This window comes from Pullulanibacillus pueri (assembly GCF_014639255.1).
GTDB classification, from domain to species: domain Bacteria; phylum Bacillota; class Bacilli; order Bacillales; family Sporolactobacillaceae; genus Pullulanibacillus; species Pullulanibacillus pueri.
Genome location: NZ_BMFV01000001.1, coordinates 324,916 through 345,585, shown reverse-complemented (window position 1 = coordinate 345,585; position 20,670 = coordinate 324,916). Strand labels below are relative to the sequence as shown.

Below are 20,670 nucleotides of genomic sequence, written 5' to 3'. Positions count from 1 at the left end.
TCGTATTTAAATGGATAGCTGAAAATGTTGCGGTATTATGTTCAGGCCTAATGCCCATTCGAGAATCGCCATCCGGATATGGACACCATTATGCATTTGTTTAAAAATTCTTGAACGCCTGCATTCTACAAGTTCACTTGCGATTTCAACCCCGCGATTAAAGGGGGCAGGATGCATAATAATGGCATGTGCCTTCATGCGCTTTTCTCTTTCTAGCGTCAATCCATAAGCCTGATGATACGTCTCTTTTGTAAACAATCCCTCTCCATCATGACGTTCGGTTTGAATTCTCAAGAGGTTGACAACATCGGCCGTTTCAATCGCTTCTTCTATTGAAACATAAGTGCCAGGAAATTCTGGAGCATGCCATTCCGGAGGTCCTGATAAAATCACGCTAGCCCCCAACTTGGTTAAGATCTCAGCGTTTGATCGTGCAACACGGCTGTGACGAAGATCACCAATCATAGCCACTGTCAGTCCTTTAAAACCTGAAAATTCTTGTTGAATGGTGAGTAGATCTAGAAGCGTTTGTGAAGGATGATGACCCGACCCATCACCCGCATTAATCAGTGAGAGATGTAAACGATCTTGTAAAGGTTCATAAAACCCTTGCTCTGAATGTCGAATAACTGCGGCTTTGGCACCAAGCTCTTCAAGCACACGAAGCGTATCATAAAGCGTCTCACCTTTTTGCGTACTCGATGTGGTATCATCAAAGTTTAAAGCATTCAAACCTAGACGTTTTTCAGCGACTTCAAAGCTAAAACGCGTGCGGGTACTCGGTTCAAAAAAGAGATTAGCCACAAAAATGGGCTCCCTGACTCGCTGTTCGGCTCCTCTGTCTTGAAACGCTTGGGCACGAGTCAAAAGTTCTTCAATGGTATGGACAGATAAGTCGGTCAATGATAAAAGATGTGGCATCTCAACATTCTCCTCCCAAAGATTTATTTATACGTTAAAAACCCCTCCGTCTTATGACGAAGGGGTTTTGGGCAGTCCTATTGTGAGCACACAATGAACTGCACCCCTTTGTCAGTCTCACGGGACTGCCTTTAAAAGGGTGTATCCTAAATTTATCACTCTTTGTCTCTAATACTTACCTCATCGAGCGTGTCAGATTCTGTCAGCTTTACCGCTACAATTTCACCTTTTGAAGTCGGGACATTTTTACCGACAAAATCGGGTCTAATGGGTAATTCTCGGTGTCCACGATCAATTAAGACAGCTAATTGAATGCTAGCAGGTCGGCCTTTATCCATGATGGCATCGATGGCCGCACGAACTGTTCTTCCAGTATAAAGGACATCATCGACAAGAATAACCTTTTTGTCACGGACATCCACCGGGATATCTGAACCCTTAAGCTGTGGCTGGCCATCATTTGTTTTTTCTTCGAGATCATCGCGGTATAGTGTAATGTCCACTTCACCAACGGCAACGGCGCTCGCTTCAATAGCCTCTATTTTTTCAGCGATACGTTTGGCCAAATAAATCCCTCTTGTCTTGATTCCTACAAGGACTAAATCTTCAGTTCCCTTATTTCTTTCAATCACTTCATGAGACAATCTTGTCAGCGCTCTTCGAATGGCACTTTCATCCATTATGATTTTAACCAATGTCTATCACTCCTAAGGTAACCTAAGCAAAAAACCTCTCGGCCAATGGGCGGAGAGGTTTCTGAAAAATCCATCACGCATTGATGGATTTATGCCGTTACCCTTTCCAGCCTCACGGGACTGTTATTAAAGGATCTTCATTTGTCTTTATTATTATGTCAAAAGCGGTCTAAGGTGTCAACACAAAAGACTACATTTTTTTATTTTTAACGCTCACTCTTATCATTCATCATGGTCTAGATCACGCTTTAAAAAGGCAGTCTTTTTCTCCTCTTTTATGCCTAATCTCGCCTTTATTTCAGACAAATCTCTTATCATAATCTGGGTGTTGATCAAGGCAAAAGTAGAAATACATATAGCCACAAGCACTAAAATAAGGATCATGATTTCCAAAGTACTCCCATCCTAAACTTTTTTACTTATCTTACCACAAATCGCTGAAACGTTTGGTTCTTTTTTCAATCAATGAATCAGAGGAGAATAATGGATGGGCTTTATTTTTCAACATTTCGTTGGGCACAAAAAGTTTTTTAGCAAAATGCATTGTCAGTATTAAATGGATTGGAGCGAAAGACGCGAGATGCTAAGGCCACCAAGGATGATCGGCTAAAAGCGTCACGTCGTTAAGGATCTTCGACTAACACCGTCACATCCGTGTGACAACGCCGGTGGTGCGTCGAAAGCTGACCCTACCCACATCAAAAAATCGTAAAACACGATTTTTTGCGAGGATGATTCTCTTAGAAGCTTTCCTTAATCCTAGCGAGCGTTCTGGAGTAAAAATCCACATCAATATTCCACAAATTGTATTTATCCAAGAAAAAAGGATGCCCATATGACGTTCAACTTATAAATTTTGATCTTATAAAAAAAGGATCTGCACCAAATCGTCAAGACATTTTGGTACAAATCCATTGAATTCTACTTACTCTCTATCCAATTCTTCAAGCAATCCGGTCATATCTTCAGGGATGGGAGCTGAGAAGGTTAGGCGTTCGCCTGTCCTGGGGTGGGTAAACCCAAGCTCAGCAGCATGAAGAGCCTGTCCATCAATATTTAAGGTTTTCTTCGGCCCATACTTAGGATCTCCTGCTACTGGATGACCAATATAAGCCATATGCACACGGATTTGATGAGTACGCCCTGTTTCCAATTGACAATCGACATAAGTAAAATCAGTAAAATGCTGATTGACAGTAAAATGAGTGACCGCGGGCTTACCATGACGGATATTTACCGCCATTTTTTTACGATCCTTCTCATCCCTTCCAATCGGGGCATCAATGGTACCATTTTTATGGGGAACAACACCATGAACAATGGCTTTGTAGACTCTATGGGTCGTCTTATCCTTCAATTGCTCTACTAATGATCGATGCGCTTGATCATTTTTTGCAACCATAATTAATCCCGATGTATCCTTATCAATACGGTGTACAATCCCTGGACGTAGAACCCCATTAATACCTGATAAGTCTTCACAATGAGCTACTAGGCCATTGACGAGTGTCCCTGATGTGTGACCAGGTGCAGGATGGACGACCATGCCACGTGGTTTATTGATAACGATGACGTCTTTATCTTCATAAACAATATCAAGATTCATCGGTTCTGGTTTAACATCCAAAGGTTCAGGTTCTCTGATGGTGACGGAAATAACATCATCTGTATTTATTTTATAATTTTGTTTGACTTTCGTATCATTGACCAATATATCTCCAACCTTGATCAACTCCTGAATTTGCGTACGAGAGAGTTCAGGAAATTGCTGATGGATATATTTATCAATACGATCTCCGACAATATGCGCTTCTACTTTCCAATTCGTTTCTGTCATTGTTTCTTTCCTTTTTTACCTTCGAATAAGGTGTATAATAATAATAAAATGACGCCAATCACTAACGAAGAATCGGCAATATTAAAAACAGGATAGCTATATGAACCAAGGTAGACATGTATAAAATCAACCACTTGACCTCTAAATATACGATCAATAAAATTCCCAAGTGTCCCTCCCAAGATAAAACCTAAAGAGACTCCTAAAAATGGATGATGGCGTCCCACTTTTTGCATGTAGTAGATCACAACACCGAGGACAACAATGGAAATAATGTAGAAAAACCACATTTGCCCTTCAAGGATATTCCATGCTGCGCCAGTGTTTCGGGAAGACGTTATGTATAAGAGATTTGGAATGAGTTCGACCTGCTCACCCACTGTCATATTATGTGCAACGGCATATTTACTACACTGATCAATAAATAACAAAATGATGGCTATTAAATAATAAATCACTTATATTCCCCTTTCTCTTTCCCTTAAAACATTTTAGCATAAGCCCTATGCAATGGCGAGATACATTTAAAGAATATGGAAAAAAACACACCTAAGAGGTCCTAGAGAAAATATATGGTATGTAAAGTGGGGAAGCTTTCACTTCTCCACTTTTTATTCATAAGCATCGTTGTCATCTTCCGCTAAGTTTTCTTGGTTCATCCACTGATCATATTGAATGTTTCTTAAGAATTGCACTTGGTCATCGCCTTGGTATCCATGTATATCGGTCGCACCAATGGCTTCTACCATTTGAACATAGCCTATCCCATCATAGCTATCCATTAAAGATGAGCCATCATAAGTCATGTCGATTTGGTTATAGCTGGCCACAAGGTCATAAGCATCTTGTTCATTAAATTCTGTTTCACGACTGGCTGTCGCATAATCTCTTTCCATCTGACGAAGAATGTCTTCTTCAATCGGGCGATCATGATTCACAAACGTATTGGGTGAATCTTTAGTAGTTGTGGTCGCTGTTGGAAGAGCCTTTAAACGCTTATAGGGAATTTTTTCACCCGTTTTCTCATCCACACCATAGGTGCCATTCTCTATTTTAGTTAATGCAACGGCGATGTCATTCAGCTCTTCATGCTTCATTTTTTGAAGCACAAGATCTTTTTCTCTCTCATAAAGTTGAGTTCCTGAATCAGCAGGATGGTTGTCATATTGGGAAAGCTCACCAGAGGAAGTGCTTGATGCAAAAGGAATGTCCATACCAAATTCATTATTTAAATTTAACTCATGTTCTAATTCTTCTTTTCGTTTTAATAATTGTTTTTTTATTTTTCTATACACATTTTATCCTCCTTACCCAAACATAAGCGAACTTTTTCTTGAAAAGTATGAGTTCGCGTTGTTTGACACATTTAGTGTTTGATGAAGAAGGATGAATTAGACTGATTAACATTTGCTAATCCGTTTGTCGTTTTCCTTAATTTCCAATGAGTAACGCGACCTTTTTGTATAATTCTCCTCTGAAGGTAAACAATCAAAAAGACTGAGCCAGCTTTAAACTTTCTCCTTTGTGTTTAAACCTCCTTTCAGCTTTGGACATTCAATCTCAATTTTATATACAAAAAGAGCGGGCTCATAATGAACCCACTCTCAATAAATTTTTATTTAAGCATAATGTTTGTGCATTGTATCAGCGCAACGTGAGCAAAGGGTTGGGTGCTGCGCGTCAGTCCCCACTTCTGGACTAATCACCCAACAACGTTCACACTTATCACCCTCAGCCTCTGTGACTACGACAGCCGCTTCTCGATATTTTTGTGCGGCTTCTGGTGCTTCATCAATTTCGCCAGCAATGGTTGCTTGTGACACAATAAAGAACTTATCAAGATCTTCAATGCTCTCAAGCAATGCACGATTGTCGGCAGATGGATATAACACTAATGCTGCTTCCAGCGACTTACCAATGATCTTTTCATTTCGAGCCACTTCTAAAGCTTTAAGAACATCGTCCCGAACGGCCATAAGTTGATCCCATTTTTCAAGAAGGCTTTCTGCTTGTGTGATATCCTCTTGTTCAGGCATATCGGTCAATTGCACATAGTCAGCCTTTTCTCCAGGAATATACTGCCATACTTCTTCCGCTGTATGAGGAATAATTGGCGTGAGCATTTTCGTCAAAGCGACAACATGTTGGTACAATACCGTTTGAATTGAACGACGAGCAGGGCTATTCTCTGGATCTGTATATAGGACATCCTTAGCAATATCCATATAAAACGCACTAAGATCAATTGTACAATAATTGTGAATCGCATTATATACAGATAGGAATTGATAATCGTTATATGCCTGTGTCACCTTATCGATAAGTTTGTTCAGCTTAACTGTCATATAACGATCAAGCTCTGTACGATCCTCAGGTTTTACAAAATGAGCTTTAGGATCAAAGCCATTAAGGTTTCCAAGTAAAAATCTTAAGGTGTTCCGAATTTTACGATAAACTTCTGAGACTTGTTTTAAAATATCTTGGGAAACTCTAGCATCAGCTGTATAGTCAACAGAAGAAACCCATAGCCTAATGATATCTGCACCGAGTTGTTTCATCACCTTCATAGGATCGATAACATTCCCGAGGGACTTACTCATTTTATGACCTTTTCCATCAAGAACAAAGCCATGGCTTAAAACCCCTTTATAAGGCGCATGTCCGGTCACAGCAACACTTGTTGATAAAGACGAGTTAAACCAACCGCGATATTGGTCAGAGCCTTCTAGATATAAATCAGCAGGTCTTTGCAGGTTTTCTCGTAGCTCAAGAACGCCTTGGTGAGACGAGCCAGAATCAAACCAAACATCCATAATATCGGTCTCTTTCCGGAAAACGCCATTAGGACTATGTTCTGAGGTGAATCCTTCCGGTAACAAGTCTTTAGCCTCACGCTCAAACCAAATGTTGGACCCATGTTCGCGGAACAACTCTGATACATGAGCAATGGTTTCATCCGTGATAATCGGTTCACCGTCTTCACCATAAAAGACTGGAATTGGCACCCCCCATACCCGTTGACGGGAAATACACCAATCTTCACGATCACGGACCATGTTATGGAGTCGAATTTCACCCCAATTAGGAACCCATTTGACTTGCTTAATGGCTTCAAGAATCTCATCACGGAAATCCTTAATGGATGCAAACCATTGTTCCGTCGCTCTAAAAATAATCGGCTTCTTTGTTCTCCAATCGTGTGGATAGGAATGCTTAAAGAACTCAAGCTTGAGCAAAGCACCAACAGCTTCTAATTTTTCAGTGATTGGTTTATTAGCTTCATCATAAAATAATCCTTCAAAACCTGGAGCTTCAGAAGTCATGACCCCTCTTTCATCAACCGGACAAAGCACATCTAGACCATATTTCTTACCGATAAAAAAGTCATCTTCTCCATGTCCTGGTGCAGTGTGGACACAACCTGTACCCGCATCCAATGTGACATGGTCACCAAGAATGACAACAGAATCACGATCATAAAACGGATGTTGAGCGACAACATATTCTAACTCGCGGCCTTTAAAAGTTTTAAGAATCTCAGGATTTTCCCAATCTAATGTATTTTTGAGTGTTTCGATAAGTTCTGTTGCGACAACATATTTATGCCCATCCACAGCAACGACACTATAATCAAAGTCAGGATTGATGCTGATCGCTAAGTTAGCCGGGATAGTCCATGGTGTGGTCGTCCAGATAACGATGGATTCGTCTCCTTCAAGTACCCCTTTTCCATCCTTGACCTTAAAAGCAACATAAATCGAAGGGGAGCGTTTGTCTTGGTATTCAATCTCTGCCTCAGCCAATGCTGATTCTGAAGACGGGGACCAGTAGACCGTCTTTTTATCTTTGTAAATGTAGCCCTTTTTCGCCATTTCACCAAAAACCTTGATTTGCTCAGCCTCATAACTTTTATTAAGTGTAATATAAGGGTGATCCCAGTCACCACGAACACCAAGGCGTTTAAATTGCGTGCGCTGACGATCAATTTGTTCTAATGCATACTCTTCACAAAGTTTACGGAATTCAGCAATGCTTAATTCCTTACGCTTAACGCCTTTTTTTGTCAGCGCCTGTTCAATTGGGAGACCATGCGTATCCCAACCCGGAACATAGGGAGCCTGATAGCCTGACATAGACTTGAAGCGAACGATCATATCTTTAAGAATTTTATTTTCTGCATGACCAATATGAATATCTCCATTAGCATAAGGAGGGCCATCATGTAAAACAAAAAGAGGACGTTCTTTCGTACGCTCTAATTGTTTTTCGTAAATATGCTGTTCTTCCCACTCCTTTTGCATTTCAGGCTCTTTATTGGGGAGATTTCCACGCATAGGAAAATCTGTTTTTGGCATTAATAATGTGTCTTTATACTCCATTCTTTTTCCTCCTAGACTGTCTTCCTTCTCAAAACCAGCACACACTCACCTTTAACACGCTCTCTTTTGCAAATGTCGAAATGTCAAAAAACGTGCAGCCTTATGAGAAATTAATGAAAACTTGATACCAGATTCGCTAACCACGACCCCTGGTTTTATATTTGTGCATAAAAAAGACCCCTCATCCTAAAGGGACGAGAAGGCCGCGGTACCACCCTTTTCAGCAAACCATGTTTCTGTTTGCCGACTTAATTCTTCGTAACGTGAAGTCACCGCCACCGCCTACTTCGGTTCAGGATGGAACTCAAGGGTGATATTCACTACTAAATGCAGATCAGGCTTCCACCATTCCCCGATTCGCTAAGCTGCTATTTATGAGCTACTTTCCCCATCATCGTTTTTACAACTATAACAATGCAGTATGACCAATTATGTGTAAGTATATGAAAAAAAGAATAAGAACGTCAAGTCAAAGCTTTTTATTCACTATATTCTGAGCTCACTTCAAGTTCCGCATCGTCAAGGGACTCTGAGAGCTTGTCCCACTCGTCATTCTTCAATAGCTCAAGTTGCGCTTCAATGAGCATGCGGAACCGTGTACGATAGACGCTGGCTTGTTTTTTCAGTTCCTCAATATCAAGGGCAATTTTTCTTGATTTACTTAGGGACTCATTAATAATGCGATCCGCATTTTTTTCTGCTTCTTTTACAATGAGCTTGGCTTCTTTACTGGCATTTTGCTTAACATCCTCAGCGGTTTCTTGAGCAATTAGGATGGATTTATTTAACGTTTCTTCAATGTTTGAAAAATGCCCAATACGTTCTTCTAATTTACGTACTTTTTCTTCAAGTCCCTTTTTTTCACGGATGAGAACCTCGTAATCCTTGATCACTTGATCGAGAAAATCATTTACTTCATCTTCGTCATATCCACGAAACCCACGTGAGAACTCTTTGTTGTGAATATCTAATGGTGTTAATGGCATCATGCCACCTCCATACTTCTTATGTGTTACTTTGCAATTTCGACAATGGCCGACGGATTTCCTGCAAATTCTTTAAATTCATTTTACAGTTTCCTGCCCTTGCTTACAAGTAGAAATTATACGTCTACCTTAATAAACCATAGGTAATCCACAGATTTCCACGTTTCGTTTGTCCGCCAACTGAGATAAGGCGACTGCGGCCAAACCCCCGCAAGGAGAGATAATCACCTGCTTTTAATTCAAATGACGTTTTTTGGATTAACTTCCAATTCACCTTAACTAAACCATTCGTCACCAGATCCGCAACCTTACTCCTGGAAAGATGGTAAATTTCTGACAAAACAACGTCGAGTCTGAGAGAAGGGACAGCACCTTCCCGCTGCTCCCATTCGTGTTCTACGGGTAGAATTTGATTAAGGGCGACTCGTTCAATTGTCACATTGACTCTGCCCACTTTGTTTAAATGCAGTTGGACATAATCGGCAATTTCATCTGCAACAACACATTGAACTCTATTTTCTGCAAATAAAAGATCACCAAATTTTTCTCTTTTCAATCCAAGACCCATTAACGATCCTAGAAGATTTCGGTGATCGATACTGGCATATTTTACAGGATAATGGACTTCTAATAAAGCCAGCCCAAAATCATTGTCCTCAACGTAAGGAGGTGACAACAACACTCTTGATCTTTCGGCCCCCTGGTAGCCGCCGGAGTAAGAAAGTGTGATCTCATCATTTTTTCCGATTATGGTCTTGACCATTTCAAGTTGTCGGGGATCGAGAAAATCAGTCCTTTTGACAACATAACGCTCAAGAACCTGCGTTTTCCATTCTAAAAGCGAATCAATAAATGGTTTTTCTTCGGGTCTAAAATGTTCATATATTGACATGACAACCGTCCTTAAAAAATCAGGTATGAGAAAAGCCGAGCAAGTCCAATGCGAGCAAAATATAGAACAAAGAGAGCCACCATCGGCGATAAATCCATCATCCCAATGGGTGGAATAATCTTACGAAAGGGTTCTAAATAAGGTTCACAAATTTTGCCCAGGAATTGCCCAAAAGCTGAATAACGAATATTTGGCACCCATGACATCAAAATATAGACAATGAGCGCAAAACTGTACAGCTCTAATAGAATAAGAATAAAATTCAAAAGATAAAGCATTTATTCGCCTCATTTCATGATTACTTTTTCACTGTACTCCACTAACACTGAAGTCACATCAATTTCATTAAGTGCACATAAAAAGGTATGCGGTTCAAGCTTAATGATCTGACCATCCAAAGCATAAACAACGCCACTCATAAAATCAATCATCTGCTTCGCTTCAGCCTTCGGAACATGAAAAAGGCTAAAAATAACAATCTGACGCTCTCGTATATGCTCGGTAATGGTTTGTACATCTTCATAACCATATGAATCTAATCGAAAGATCTCTGGTTGTGGCTCTTCGTCGTTATACACTTCTTCTGCAGCGTATTCAAAATCATCAGGATCATGATAAGAGGATCCTTCCGTCGATTGTCTCCTTCTATCGGGTTGTTCCTGCTCGAAGTGGCTTTCTAATTCTTCATCTAAATTAAAAAAATGCTTAAATGAATCTTTTAAACCCATAAAATAAAACTCCTTTATTCTTCATGCCCAACAAGCGCAGTTCCAATACGAACAAAGGTGGCTCCCTCTTCAATGGCAATTTCATAGTCATTGGACATTCCCATAGATAATTCATTACACGGAGCATGGGGGTAAGCCTTTTCTTGAATGCGCAGTTGGCAATTTTTTAGACGCTTAAAAACTGTTCGAATGAGTGTCTTATTTTCAGTATGTGGCGCCATCGTCATTAAACCGATCACTCTAATTTTTTTGTACTGACTCAATTGCTCAATAAAAGAGTCTAAGTCCGCCTCAGTAATTCCATGCTTACTCTCTTCACCTGAAACATTCACTTGAACGAAACAATTTATAACCGATTCACTTCGCTTTTCGATCTCTTTGGCCACTGATAAACGATCTAAAGAATGAAGCATGTCAATATGATTCACAACATCTTTGACCTTACGAGATTGGAGGGTCCCGATAAAATGCCAACAAATATCTTGAGAAGAAAGCTTGCTCTTTTGTTTCGCCAAAAGGCCTTCTGGACGGTTTTCACCTAGATGCTTGACCCCGCTTTCTACAGCTGCAAAAGCCCGCTCCACACTGACATATTTTGTCACAGCAATAACAGTCACTTCAGAGGGATCTCGTCCCACTTTTTCACAGGCCAATGTAATATTCGTTCTAATTTTTTTAAAATTCTCACTTACATTCATATTATACCCCACCATTAATTCCGATGTATCCTAGCATCCGACCTGTTTTTCCATTCTCTTTCCGATGAGAGTAAAAAAGGTCAGTACGACAGCTCGTGCAGTATTGCGTCATATGGATATTCTCCTCTGCTACGCCAGATGCCTTGAGGATGCCTTTATTCAATTTTTTCAGATCGAGTTGATAGCGATGCTCACGTTTCTGAGTGGCAACATCATCTATTTTTATGTATGAAAGTGCCTTCACTTGCTGCATGACAAAATCATCAACTTCGTAGCAACACGGGCCAATGGAAGGTCCGATTACAACGTTGACCTCTTGAGGTAGAATATTAAATTGTTTTGCCCACTCCTCGACCATCTTCCTACCAATCTCCCCGACGGTCCCACGCCAACCGGCATGAGCGATACCCACAACAGGTACCCTATTGCAGTAAAAAAATAAAGGCACACAATCCGCAAAACAGGCCGTTAATAGTAAGTCTTTCTCTGTGGTATATAAACCATCACAAGCTTTCACGACAGAATCAAGGTCCAAAGCGCCCATTCCTGCAGAATCCTTTGACACTCTTAAGATGAGATGACCATGAACTTGTTCTCCAGTAACCCATCTTTCTGCAGGGAATTTAATAGATTCTCCTAAAAGCTTACGATTTGCTGTGACCATTTTGGCATCGTCACCTACGTGATAGCCCATGTTTAAACTTGCATAATCACCAACACTGTAGCCACCATTTCTTAGCGATATCCCCACTTTAATACTGCCATTGGTCAACTTTATTGGAGCGAGCTCTAATTTTTCTGTCGCTTGTATTTGAAAAGGTTCTGACTGCAAAGGAAACTCACTCCTCAAACTCAACATTTATCTTAAAAGAATGCTTTCTATCCTTTTTTATCATAACATAATATTGCACTTCAATGGCAGTCATTCGTACGATTCTTTTGCTTTATCATACCCACTATTAGGTTCATTAAAACGGACAAGGATGACGTCATCACCAACCCTTACAATATTACGCCAAGGGATGACAACTTCGCTTTCTCGTCCAAACAGTCCTAGCATTTTCCCTGCCCCTGGAATAACGATATGTTCAATTTTTCCTGTGGTCATATTGACATCTAAATCTCCAATATGACCGAGCAACTTTCCATTCTCCACATTAACCACTTCTTTTACTTGAAAATCTGATATTCGCGCCATGGAATCTCCTCCAAAAAGATGATCTTGTCATTAATATATGGAGCTATCGTCCAAAAAAGAAGCATCAGAAACTAAGTTTTCCCGACCTTCTCAAAAACAAGAGCCCCCGGTCCACTTTAAACATTGAAAAGAATTTTAACCAAAGGCAACGTCCCCCCAGTTGATGGGAACGGAGAGTGCGAGAGTCGGAAAGCTTTTACTGATGTTCCTCAGCGCGGCTTACTCACGATGGCCAGAACTAGAGTCTTCTGGAATTGCACGTATCCGAAGATCCACTATAGTAATTCAACCATCCAAAGTTTAGCTTTATCGGCAAATATCAAAGTTACATTTAAAAAGGCTTCCATAAAGTGATAATTGCTGACGTTATAAAAAAGCACCTATCTTAGCGATAGATGCTTATGTAGGTGTATTAAATTTTAATGATGAATATTCTTATTCATCTCCTTTATGGCCGCTTTTTCTAAACGTGAAACTTGTGCCTGAGAAATACCAATTTCTTCTGCCACTTCCATCTGAGTTTTCCCTTGAAAGAAGCGCATGGATAGAATATTTTTTTCACGGTCATTTAATCTTGTCATGGCCTCGCGAAGCGCGATTTCTTCAATCCATTGAATGTCTTTATTCTTTTCATCTCCAATTTGATCCATCACAAAGATGGGATCACCACCATCATTGTATATGGGTTCAAATAAGGAGACAGGATCTTGAATGGCGTCAAGCGCGAACACCACATCCTCCATCGGAACATCTAATTGTTTTGCAATTTCTTCTGCCGTTGGTTCTCGAGAATTTTTTGAAATGAGTTTTTCTTTTATTTGTAGTGCCTTATAAGCAATATCCCGAAGTGATCGCGACACGCGAATCGGGTTATTGTCCCTAAGGTACCGTCTAATCTCTCCTATGATCATCGGTACAGCATAGGTGGAAAACTTCACATTTTGTCCAAGATCAAAATTATCAATGGATTTCATAAGTCCAATACATCCGACTTGGAACAAATCATCGACGTATTCGCCACGGTTGTTAAATCTTTGAATGACACTCAAAACAAGTCTGAGGTTACCATTGACAAGCTTTTCTCGTGCTGTAATATCGCCGTTCTGTAGTTCAACAAATAGCTTTCGCATTTCTTCATTTTTGAGAACAGGCAATGTTGCGGTATCTACGCCGCAAATCTCTACTTTATTTCGTGCCATATGATTCCCTCCTAATCGGAGCTTTGTACAACGTAAAGTATCTCCTAGAGAGGGAAAAATATGCATCAGGATATGTCTGTTATTTTATGGAATAATTTCAATATGTTCTTTTTTATTGATCCTAATAGGGTTAGACCATTTTATTAAATTCTTTCTGAAGCCGCTTTATAATCCGCTTTTCTAAACGGGAGATATAAGATTGAGAAATTCCTAATTGATCGGCCACATCTTTTTGGGTTTTTTCCTTACCTCCTGCCAAACCAAAACGAAGCTCCATGATTTCTTTTTCACGATCATTAAGCAAAAGAATCGCTTTCTTTAAGAGTGTACGATCAATTTTCTTTTCCATATCACGGGTGATGATGTCTTCATCAGTCCCAAGGACATCAGAGAGTAGGAGTTCATTCCCGTCCCAATCCACATTGAGTGGCTCATCAAAAGAAACCTCTGTTTTACGTTTATTATTTCGTCTGAGATACATTAAAATCTCATTTTCAATACAACGTGAGGCATAAGTGGCCAACTTGATTTTCTTCTCTGGATTAAACGTATTGACCGCTTTAATCAATCCTATTGTGCCGATACTGATAAGATCCTCAATATTAATCTTCGTATTTTCAAATTTACGAGCAATATAAACGACTAAACGTAAATTTCTTTCAATCAGTGTTGAACGCGCGTCTTGGTCGCCTTCAACCAATTTCACTAATAGCTCTTGCTCCTCTTCCTTAGATAAGGGAGGTGGAAGGGCTTCACTACCGCCTATATAATAAATTTCTTTAGGCTTAATGCCCATTTTTCGAATGAGCCTATACCACCACGTCATGAACTTCATTTTAAGCTGTCTCATAAATTTCTCCCACCTTTGCCTTAAGATGCTGAAATGTGTAATTGACCCTGCTGAAGCATGTCTGGATGTAAAATACAATTAAATGCATCATCTTCTGATAAACGATGCTCTGTTAAGGCAACAAAGACCTTCGTACATTTTAGATAGCCCTTTGGATGTTGGATGATAATCGCATCAGGTTTTAAAGCAATCACAAGCTGATCCTTTCCATCGACACCTCTATAAGGGATTAAAGTTAAGCGATTCAACCATTCTTTCTCAATTGAGGGATCTCCATAAACCAACAGTGGGTCTTCAACAAATAGACCTTTCGGAAGATAATCACTAGCTGCGGCCTTACTAATAAACATAACAGGCGTCCCTGTGGCTGGGTGTGTTAGCTGGTTCCCAGTATCCACAATGCCATTTACTGAAAAAGTGATTTTGCCAAAATGGAGCTCGACAGGCATCTCATGATCTATCTTCCATTTGCGGACTACAACGTCCTCTAATCTTTTTTTAGAAAAATACCAAACAAGTGGAAAAGCAATGATCACAAAGATCCAGCTCACAGGATCTCCATATTGAAGTGTACTGAACAGCACCCCATTATCATATGATTGATTTGACTGAAGAAAATAATGGATCGCAAACAGGCCTCCACCCATCATAAAGGTGACAAAATAAAACATAAAAAAACTTTGAAAAAAGAGCGAAAAACGCCGGAAACCAAAGACTATCCAAACAATAAGCATAGAATAAATCAGTTTGCCGACAGGATGATAAAACATAGGTGAAAGTGGTGTAAAAAGGAATAAAATGATCAACGATGCAAAAAAACTACCTGCAACTAATCGCCATTTCTTAATGGGTCTTTTAAGAACACCTGCAGTAAGGTTGAGGATCATAAAGTCTATGAATAAATTGAGTAACCAGACGACATCCAAATAGATGGTCAACTTTAACCGCCACCCGCCTGAAGGTTGTTAATCAAAAGTATACGGGCTTATATTTAGAATGTCTGTCGTTTAGTGGTGCTCAAAAGCTATTATTTTGTATTTTAATGACTGTTACATACCGGTTTTTGTCGATGTAAATGAAGTTATTTTTTGGAGGATTATGGTGTCAGTCGGTGAGGAAAGACTTTCAAAAAATTTTTGAAAAAAGTTCGTCTCTGAGCTTTTTTTGGGACCACGACTTTCACCCCAAAAAGTAAAGGGCACTTTTCGGGGACCACGACTTTCACCCCAAAAAGTAAAGGGCACTTTTCGGGGACCCCGATTGGGCGTCGAACGTCGCCCTCTCCGTCGTGTAGGCATGAGGAAAACGAGCTTTTCGAAGCGGAAATCCACACTTTCTGATGGCAAAAATTTTTTCTTACTACTTTAGAAACTTAAAACTTATCTGACCAAAACGTGATTAAAGTGAACAAATACCAGACCCTTGCTTCCCTTAAGGATTTATCCTTTTTAATAAACAAAAAAACCCAAGCATGAAAGCTCGGGTAACAGTTAAGTCACCTTTATAAACTATAGCATTTTTATCTTTCATAAAAAAACGGCGGTTCAATTCCTAACAGTCTTAAATAGATATAGCCTTGACCACGATGATGAATCTCATTTTCAAGCGCGTATTGCAAGCGATCAAAATGGCTCATTTCCCCTCCAAAGAAGGGATCCTTTTCAACCACGGCGAGTCTCTCCTCTGTTATTTCGTGCCACCAATTTCTCACACTTTCTTGGGTCTCTTGACAGGCTTTTAAAAGATCTGCCTTCGAGGAAACACCAGCGTAGGGCTGTGTATATTCCCAGTCTCCCAAGGCAATACCACGAGTATAGCCCCGTTCAACATCCAACACTTCTAAAATCATCTCTGAAAAAGGACGCAACGGTTCTACTGGAGAATATGTAAATAACTTGTCCTCAGGAAAAGCTTGCAACGTGCGAATCGTTAATCCCCGATTGGCATCTAAAGTTTCTCGAAATTTTTCAAGTGATAAAATCATTGAATAACGCCTCCTTTATGTCAATCATATACATAGTATAGCCGCGCTTTACTGACAACAATAGTCAGTGAAAATAAAAAATATTAACCAAATGTTGAGGAAGTGTGAAAAGCAAGAAGCAATAAAAGTGTTTGAGCAGGAACGGCAGGATCAAAAATTATAAAAAGTATTATTGATGTAGATTGCGACGCAACTGCAAGGTGATACCTTTCCGAGCTAATAGTGTAGATCTCCGCTCCAGGTCGCTCGCTTTTCTCATGCCCACAGGACTAAGGAAAGCGGAGTGTATGTCCGTAGCGGTGATTATGTGGTTACGTCGCAATTGACTTCAACTCTAAACTTCATTGTCTTGACTAGAACAACCATTTTCTTTAAATAAGCTTCAGCATTTAATAATAGATACCACTAAAGATGTTTTAACAGCATTTTTAAAGGGGGTTTAACTCCAACAAAAAAAACCGCCGTATATTAACGGCGGCGGTTTCTATTTCTTAGAAATGTCGGAATATCAAGGGTATCCTCTTCTTCTTCAGAGGACACTGAATGAGAATGTGAATGCGATTGCGTGTGTCTTGAAACCTCTTGTTCCTCACGATGAATCGGCTTAGCCTGTGGTTTAAGACTCGGACGATCACGCATAATATTTTGTCCTCGGGATTCTACTTCTTCAAATCCAGTGGCAATCACGGTGACCACAATTTCATCATCGAGGTCTTCGCTAATAACTGAACCAAAAATCATGTTGACTTCTTGATCTGCAGCAGTCGCCACAATATCAGCGGCTTCATTGACTTCATAAAGACTGAGGTTGTTTCCTCCAGTGATATTCATCAAGACACCTTTTGCGCCATCAATGGATTTTTCAAGTAAAGGACTGGAAATAGCCTTTTTAGCTGCTTCGGCTGCGCGGTTTTCACCTGTTGCAACTCCAATCGCCATAAGCGCTGTTCCACCATCGGTCATAATGGTTTTAACGTCAGCAAAGTCCAAGTTAATGAGACCCGGCATTGCAATAAGGTCGGAAATTCCTTGAACACCTTGCCTCAAGACATTGTCTGCTTCTCGGAAAGCTTCGAGCATTGGTGTGTTGCGATCAACGATTTCCAAAAGACGATCATTAGGGATGACAATAAGAGTATCCACTTTTTCTTTTAGATTGCTTATACCACCCGCTGCTTGATTTTGCCGCTTTCTACCTTCAAATGTGAAGGGACGCGTTACCACACCAACCGTAAGAGCTCCCATATCCTTCGCAATTTCTGCTATAACAGGTGCTGCACCCGTTCCAGTGCCACCACCCATTCCAGCCGTCACAAATACCATGTCTGCTCCTTTAAGAGCTTCCTCAATGTGTTCACGGCTTTCTTCTGCCGCTTTCTTCCCAACATCGGGATTCGCACCGGCACCCAAACCCCTAGTTAACTTTTCACCTAGCTGTAACTTAATGTCTGCCTTTGAAAGCTTAAGGGCTTGTGCGTCTGTGTTAACACAAATAAAATCGACGCCCTGTACGCCACTTTCTATCATACGATTAACAGCGTTTGAACCGCCGCCACCGACACCTATTACTTTTATTTGTGCGAGTTGTTCCATCTCCATATTGTCAAACATTCTATGTGCCTCCCATTTGTTAATTGCTCAAATTGATCAGAAGGGGTTAAAAGCACTTATCGTCTCTCGCTTTTTTCTGCCCGTAGATCAGTCAAAAAATGAATCAAATAATTGCTTAACTTTCTTAGTGACACCACCACGTTGTCTAGAATTCTCCTGTTTTACTTTACTTTTCTTTGGGTGTCCATTATTGCTATCGGGGGCAATGGCCACTGCAATTTCTCTACCCTGAATGCGAACATTATGATAAGCAAACTTAATTAGTCCAACACAAGTGGTATATTGAGGTTCTCGCACACCGATGTAATCAGGGATTGCTACCCTCACATTATGGTCAAGCTCATGCTGAGCCAAATCAACAAAGCCTTCCATCGCTGTAACGCCACCCGTAAAGATATATCCCCCTGGAACGTCAACAAACCCATGACGTCGGATTTCTGTTCTCACAAGTTCTAGGATCTCTGCAACCCGGGGTTCGATAATATAAGCAAGATCTTGCTGACTAAAGGTTTCCTCGCCATTTCTCCCCATTTTTGATACTGTAAAGGTTTCTTCTATGGAGGCAAGATCGATAGAAGCATGTCCATATTTAAGTTTAATAGATTCTGCATTTTCTGTTGAAGTGCGTAATCCAATGGACACATCTTTAGTGACATGGTTCCCACCAATCGGGAGGATAAAAGTGTCAACTAAAACACCTTGTTCAAATAAAGCCACTTTTGTTGATCCCCCACCAATATCGACAAGCGCAACCCCAAGGTTTTTCTCATCACTCGAAAGCGCCACAGAACCTAGCGCTAAAGGTGTTAAACAAATATCTGCTATTTCTAAGCCTGCCTTTTCAACACAACGTTGAAGGTTATGTAATATTGTTTTTGAACCCGTAATCACAGTGCCCTTCATTTCTAAACGTACGCCAACCATCCCACGAGGATCGTTAATCCCCTCTAAACCATCCACGATAAATTCATGATGAATCACATCGATAATTTCACGTTCCGGCGCAATAGGCATAACCTGAGCTGCTTCCATTACCCTTGCGATATCGTCATCGCCAATTTCTCGATTGTCACTTGAGACTGCTACAACACCATGACAAGGGTGTAATTGAATATGATTCCCAGTTATTCCCACGATTGCGCTCTGAACCTTTGAACCTACCATTCTTTCGGCCTGTTCCACTGCGTTTCGAATTGAGCGCACCGTTTCATCTATATCGACGATTGACCCTTTTTTAATGCCGTTAGAGTCACTTTTACCGATGCCTATGACATTTAAAGTATCTCCTGCCATTTCTCCAATCAAAACCTTCACTGTGGACGTACCGATGTCCAAGCTTACATAAATATCATTGTTGTTCAATCTCCGGCACCTCCTTTTAACACCTTTCAAGATCTATCCTTTTTTAGATAATCATATTTTACACTATTCAACACTATATCGTATATTTTTGAAAAGATTTCTATCTTTTTATATACGATAATGTTGATAGCATAAGCAACACTTAATTTTTGGTAAAAAACTTTCCTATACATATATTTCGGTTTATAGATGCAATAAATGTACTCTTTTTAGACTACCATATGAATGGTATTCAACACATCAAGACATTTATCCTTTTTTTCATAAGCAAAAATTACGATTTATGCACATTTTTTTCTGCTCGTTCGCGCCACATTTGAATAAAAAGCCTACGAATTATGGCGATATTGTTAAAAAGTCTGACACCGAAAGCAAAAAGAGCTACTAAATATAAGTCTACACCAAGTTTCACTCCGAGAAAAGCTAATCCTGCTGCTAAAATAATATTGAAGAAAATACCAGAGACAAAAACAACATTATCATAGTTTTTTTGCAGGTGGGCTCTCATCCCTCCGAAGAGTGTGTCTAATGCTGCAAGTATAGCAATAGAGAGATAATGAGCATAGGCCTCAGGGATCGAAACGTTCGTAAACCAACCAATAACGAGTCCAATAAATAATCCTAAAACGGGTAGCCACATTTTACTAATCCCCCTTGACTGGCTTCATATATTCCACTTTTTCACTCTCACCATTAGCGGGGAGCTTAAGCCGATCTTCTACTTTAACCATCATAGTCAAGCCTTCACGTGCAAAGTCTTCCATACTTTCTGAGACTTCTAGTCGTTTTTTTAGATCAGACGGATGAGGCGTAAGGACTCGAATTGGAAAAGGAAGGTCCGGTAAAGGATGGTCATTCACATACACTATTTCATGGACCATTCTGATCGGTGAGCGGTTCGTTAATCTTTCATCTGCAATAGCAATATCTGTCGCCCCTAGAGTATTGAGTTCATTAATCAAACGTCGGATCAAATCAGCGTTAAGTCCCTCGCCTGCTTCTGAATACCCTTGGGCAAGGGCTTGTACCGTGACTAAAACGCCTGTGCCTGCTTTTACTGTCTCTCCGGCAAGTTCTTTCTGCTTATCTAGTGCTTCTTTCATTGTCTGTAACTGACTCTTTGTATCATCACTCTCATAGCCTTCTAGTAATCGATTACTCTCGCTAAGTTGTTCATTGAGTTGAACGTGTTTTTTCTCTGCTTTTGTTAAATCATCTTGAAGTTGATAAATATCACGTGTATCTCTTGGCTTGTCCTCTTTAGTTACTCCAAATTGCAGAGCCACCATAAATCCAAGAAATGCGGTGACTAGCGTGATGGAAAGCATCT

General features: G+C 40.2%; 22 protein-coding genes and 1 other annotated feature. All 22 genes read right to left on the bottom strand.

Translation table 11 applies throughout. The features are described 5' to 3' along the window. Positions 1 to 6: 6 nt before the first annotated feature. The 22 genes from IEV91_RS01535 to IEV91_RS01430 all read right to left on the bottom strand — a co-directional run bounded on the left by IEV91_RS01535 (position 7) and on the right by IEV91_RS01430 (position 20,668). Positions 7 to 921, bottom strand: a complete 915-nt coding sequence (locus tag IEV91_RS01535; protein ID WP_188495327.1) for an aspartate carbamoyltransferase catalytic subunit — start codon at positions 919 to 921, stop codon at positions 7 to 9. Positions 922 to 1,076: 155 nt separating this feature from the next. Next, positions 1,077 to 1,601 carry a bifunctional pyr operon transcriptional regulator/uracil phosphoribosyltransferase PyrR gene (gene pyrR, locus IEV91_RS01530; protein ID WP_188495480.1) on the bottom strand — a complete coding sequence of 175 codons (525 nt, stop codon included), beginning with the start codon at positions 1,599 to 1,601 and terminating at the stop codon, positions 1,077 to 1,079. Between the two features lie 237 nt (positions 1,602 to 1,838). Continuing rightward, complete coding sequence (locus tag IEV91_RS01525) at positions 1,839 to 2,009, bottom strand: hypothetical protein (RefSeq protein ID WP_188495325.1); 171 nt, start codon at positions 2,007 to 2,009, stop codon at positions 1,839 to 1,841. 532 nt (positions 2,010 to 2,541) lie between these two features. Further along, positions 2,542 to 3,453, bottom strand: a complete 912-nt coding sequence (locus IEV91_RS01520) for an RluA family pseudouridine synthase (RefSeq protein WP_188495323.1) — start codon at positions 3,451 to 3,453, stop codon at positions 2,542 to 2,544. Further along, on the bottom strand, positions 3,450 to 3,911 hold the full coding sequence (gene lspA / locus IEV91_RS01515) for a signal peptidase II (RefSeq protein ID WP_188495320.1): 462 nt from the start codon (positions 3,909 to 3,911) through the stop codon (positions 3,450 to 3,452). The genes IEV91_RS01520 and lspA overlap by 4 nt, the downstream gene beginning before the upstream one ends. A gap of 153 nt (positions 3,912 to 4,064) precedes the next feature. Then, positions 4,065 to 4,748: a TraR/DksA C4-type zinc finger protein gene (locus IEV91_RS01510; protein ID WP_188495318.1), complete on the bottom strand. Its 684-nt coding sequence runs from the start codon at positions 4,746 to 4,748 to the stop codon at positions 4,065 to 4,067. Between the two features lie 324 nt (positions 4,749 to 5,072). Continuing rightward, positions 5,073 to 7,832, bottom strand: coding sequence for an isoleucine--tRNA ligase (gene ileS / locus IEV91_RS01505; protein ID WP_188495316.1), 2,760 nt, complete (start codon positions 7,830 to 7,832; stop codon positions 5,073 to 5,075). Between the two features lie 187 nt (positions 7,833 to 8,019). Beyond that, positions 8,020 to 8,236, bottom strand: a binding site (T-box leader). Positions 8,237 to 8,311: 75 nt separating this feature from the next. After that, on the bottom strand, positions 8,312 to 8,818 hold the full coding sequence (locus tag IEV91_RS01500) for a DivIVA domain-containing protein (RefSeq protein ID WP_188495315.1): 507 nt from the start codon (positions 8,816 to 8,818) through the stop codon (positions 8,312 to 8,314). Between the two features lie 124 nt (positions 8,819 to 8,942). After that, positions 8,943 to 9,710 carry a YlmH family RNA-binding protein gene (locus tag IEV91_RS01495; RefSeq protein WP_188495314.1) on the bottom strand — a complete coding sequence of 256 codons (768 nt, stop codon included), beginning with the start codon at positions 9,708 to 9,710 and terminating at the stop codon, positions 8,943 to 8,945. 11 nt (positions 9,711 to 9,721) lie between these two features. Beyond that, positions 9,722 to 9,988: a YggT family protein gene (locus IEV91_RS01490; RefSeq protein ID WP_188495313.1), complete on the bottom strand. Its 267-nt coding sequence runs from the start codon at positions 9,986 to 9,988 to the stop codon at positions 9,722 to 9,724. A 9-nt stretch (positions 9,989 to 9,997) separates the two neighbouring features. Beyond that, positions 9,998 to 10,438 (bottom strand): cell division protein SepF, encoded by a 441-nt coding sequence (locus IEV91_RS01485; RefSeq protein WP_188495312.1) that lies wholly within the window; start codon positions 10,436 to 10,438, stop codon positions 9,998 to 10,000. Between the two features lie 14 nt (positions 10,439 to 10,452). Continuing rightward, on the bottom strand, positions 10,453 to 11,136 hold the full coding sequence (locus IEV91_RS01480) for a YggS family pyridoxal phosphate-dependent enzyme (protein WP_188495311.1): 684 nt from the start codon (positions 11,134 to 11,136) through the stop codon (positions 10,453 to 10,455). Position 11,137: 1 nt separating this feature from the next. After that, on the bottom strand, positions 11,138 to 11,968 hold the full coding sequence (gene pgeF / locus IEV91_RS01475) for a peptidoglycan editing factor PgeF (protein ID WP_188495310.1): 831 nt from the start codon (positions 11,966 to 11,968) through the stop codon (positions 11,138 to 11,140). Between the two features lie 90 nt (positions 11,969 to 12,058). Further along, positions 12,059 to 12,334, bottom strand: coding sequence for a YlmC/YmxH family sporulation protein (locus IEV91_RS01470; protein ID WP_188495309.1), 276 nt, complete (start codon positions 12,332 to 12,334; stop codon positions 12,059 to 12,061). Positions 12,335 to 12,753: 419 nt separating this feature from the next. Continuing rightward, a complete protein-coding gene (gene sigG / locus IEV91_RS01465) occupies positions 12,754 to 13,533 on the bottom strand; it encodes an RNA polymerase sporulation sigma factor SigG (RefSeq protein WP_188495307.1) in 780 nt (259 codons plus the stop codon). Positions 13,534 to 13,663: 130 nt separating this feature from the next. Then, positions 13,664 to 14,383, bottom strand: a complete 720-nt coding sequence (gene sigE / locus IEV91_RS01460) for an RNA polymerase sporulation sigma factor SigE (RefSeq protein WP_188495304.1) — start codon at positions 14,381 to 14,383, stop codon at positions 13,664 to 13,666. A gap of 20 nt (positions 14,384 to 14,403) precedes the next feature. Beyond that, entirely contained in the window at positions 14,404 to 15,321 is a 918-nt protein-coding gene (spoIIGA, locus tag IEV91_RS01455) for a sigma-E processing peptidase SpoIIGA (protein WP_188495302.1), read from the bottom strand. Between the two features lie 581 nt (positions 15,322 to 15,902). Then, complete coding sequence (locus tag IEV91_RS01450; protein WP_188495300.1) at positions 15,903 to 16,367, bottom strand: DinB family protein; 465 nt, start codon at positions 16,365 to 16,367, stop codon at positions 15,903 to 15,905. Between the two features lie 468 nt (positions 16,368 to 16,835). After that, positions 16,836 to 17,978 carry a cell division protein FtsZ gene (gene ftsZ, locus IEV91_RS01445; protein ID WP_188495298.1) on the bottom strand — a complete coding sequence of 381 codons (1,143 nt, stop codon included), beginning with the start codon at positions 17,976 to 17,978 and terminating at the stop codon, positions 16,836 to 16,838. Between the two features lie 87 nt (positions 17,979 to 18,065). Continuing rightward, positions 18,066 to 19,340, bottom strand: coding sequence for a cell division protein FtsA (ftsA, locus tag IEV91_RS01440; protein WP_188495296.1), 1,275 nt, complete (start codon positions 19,338 to 19,340; stop codon positions 18,066 to 18,068). 274 nt (positions 19,341 to 19,614) lie between these two features. Then, positions 19,615 to 19,980 carry a small basic family protein gene (locus IEV91_RS01435; RefSeq protein ID WP_188495295.1) on the bottom strand — a complete coding sequence of 122 codons (366 nt, stop codon included), beginning with the start codon at positions 19,978 to 19,980 and terminating at the stop codon, positions 19,615 to 19,617. A 4-nt stretch (positions 19,981 to 19,984) separates the two neighbouring features. Then, positions 19,985 to 20,668, bottom strand: a complete 684-nt coding sequence (locus tag IEV91_RS01430; RefSeq protein WP_229745357.1) for a DUF881 domain-containing protein — start codon at positions 20,666 to 20,668, stop codon at positions 19,985 to 19,987. Positions 20,669 to 20,670 lie beyond the last annotated feature (2 nt).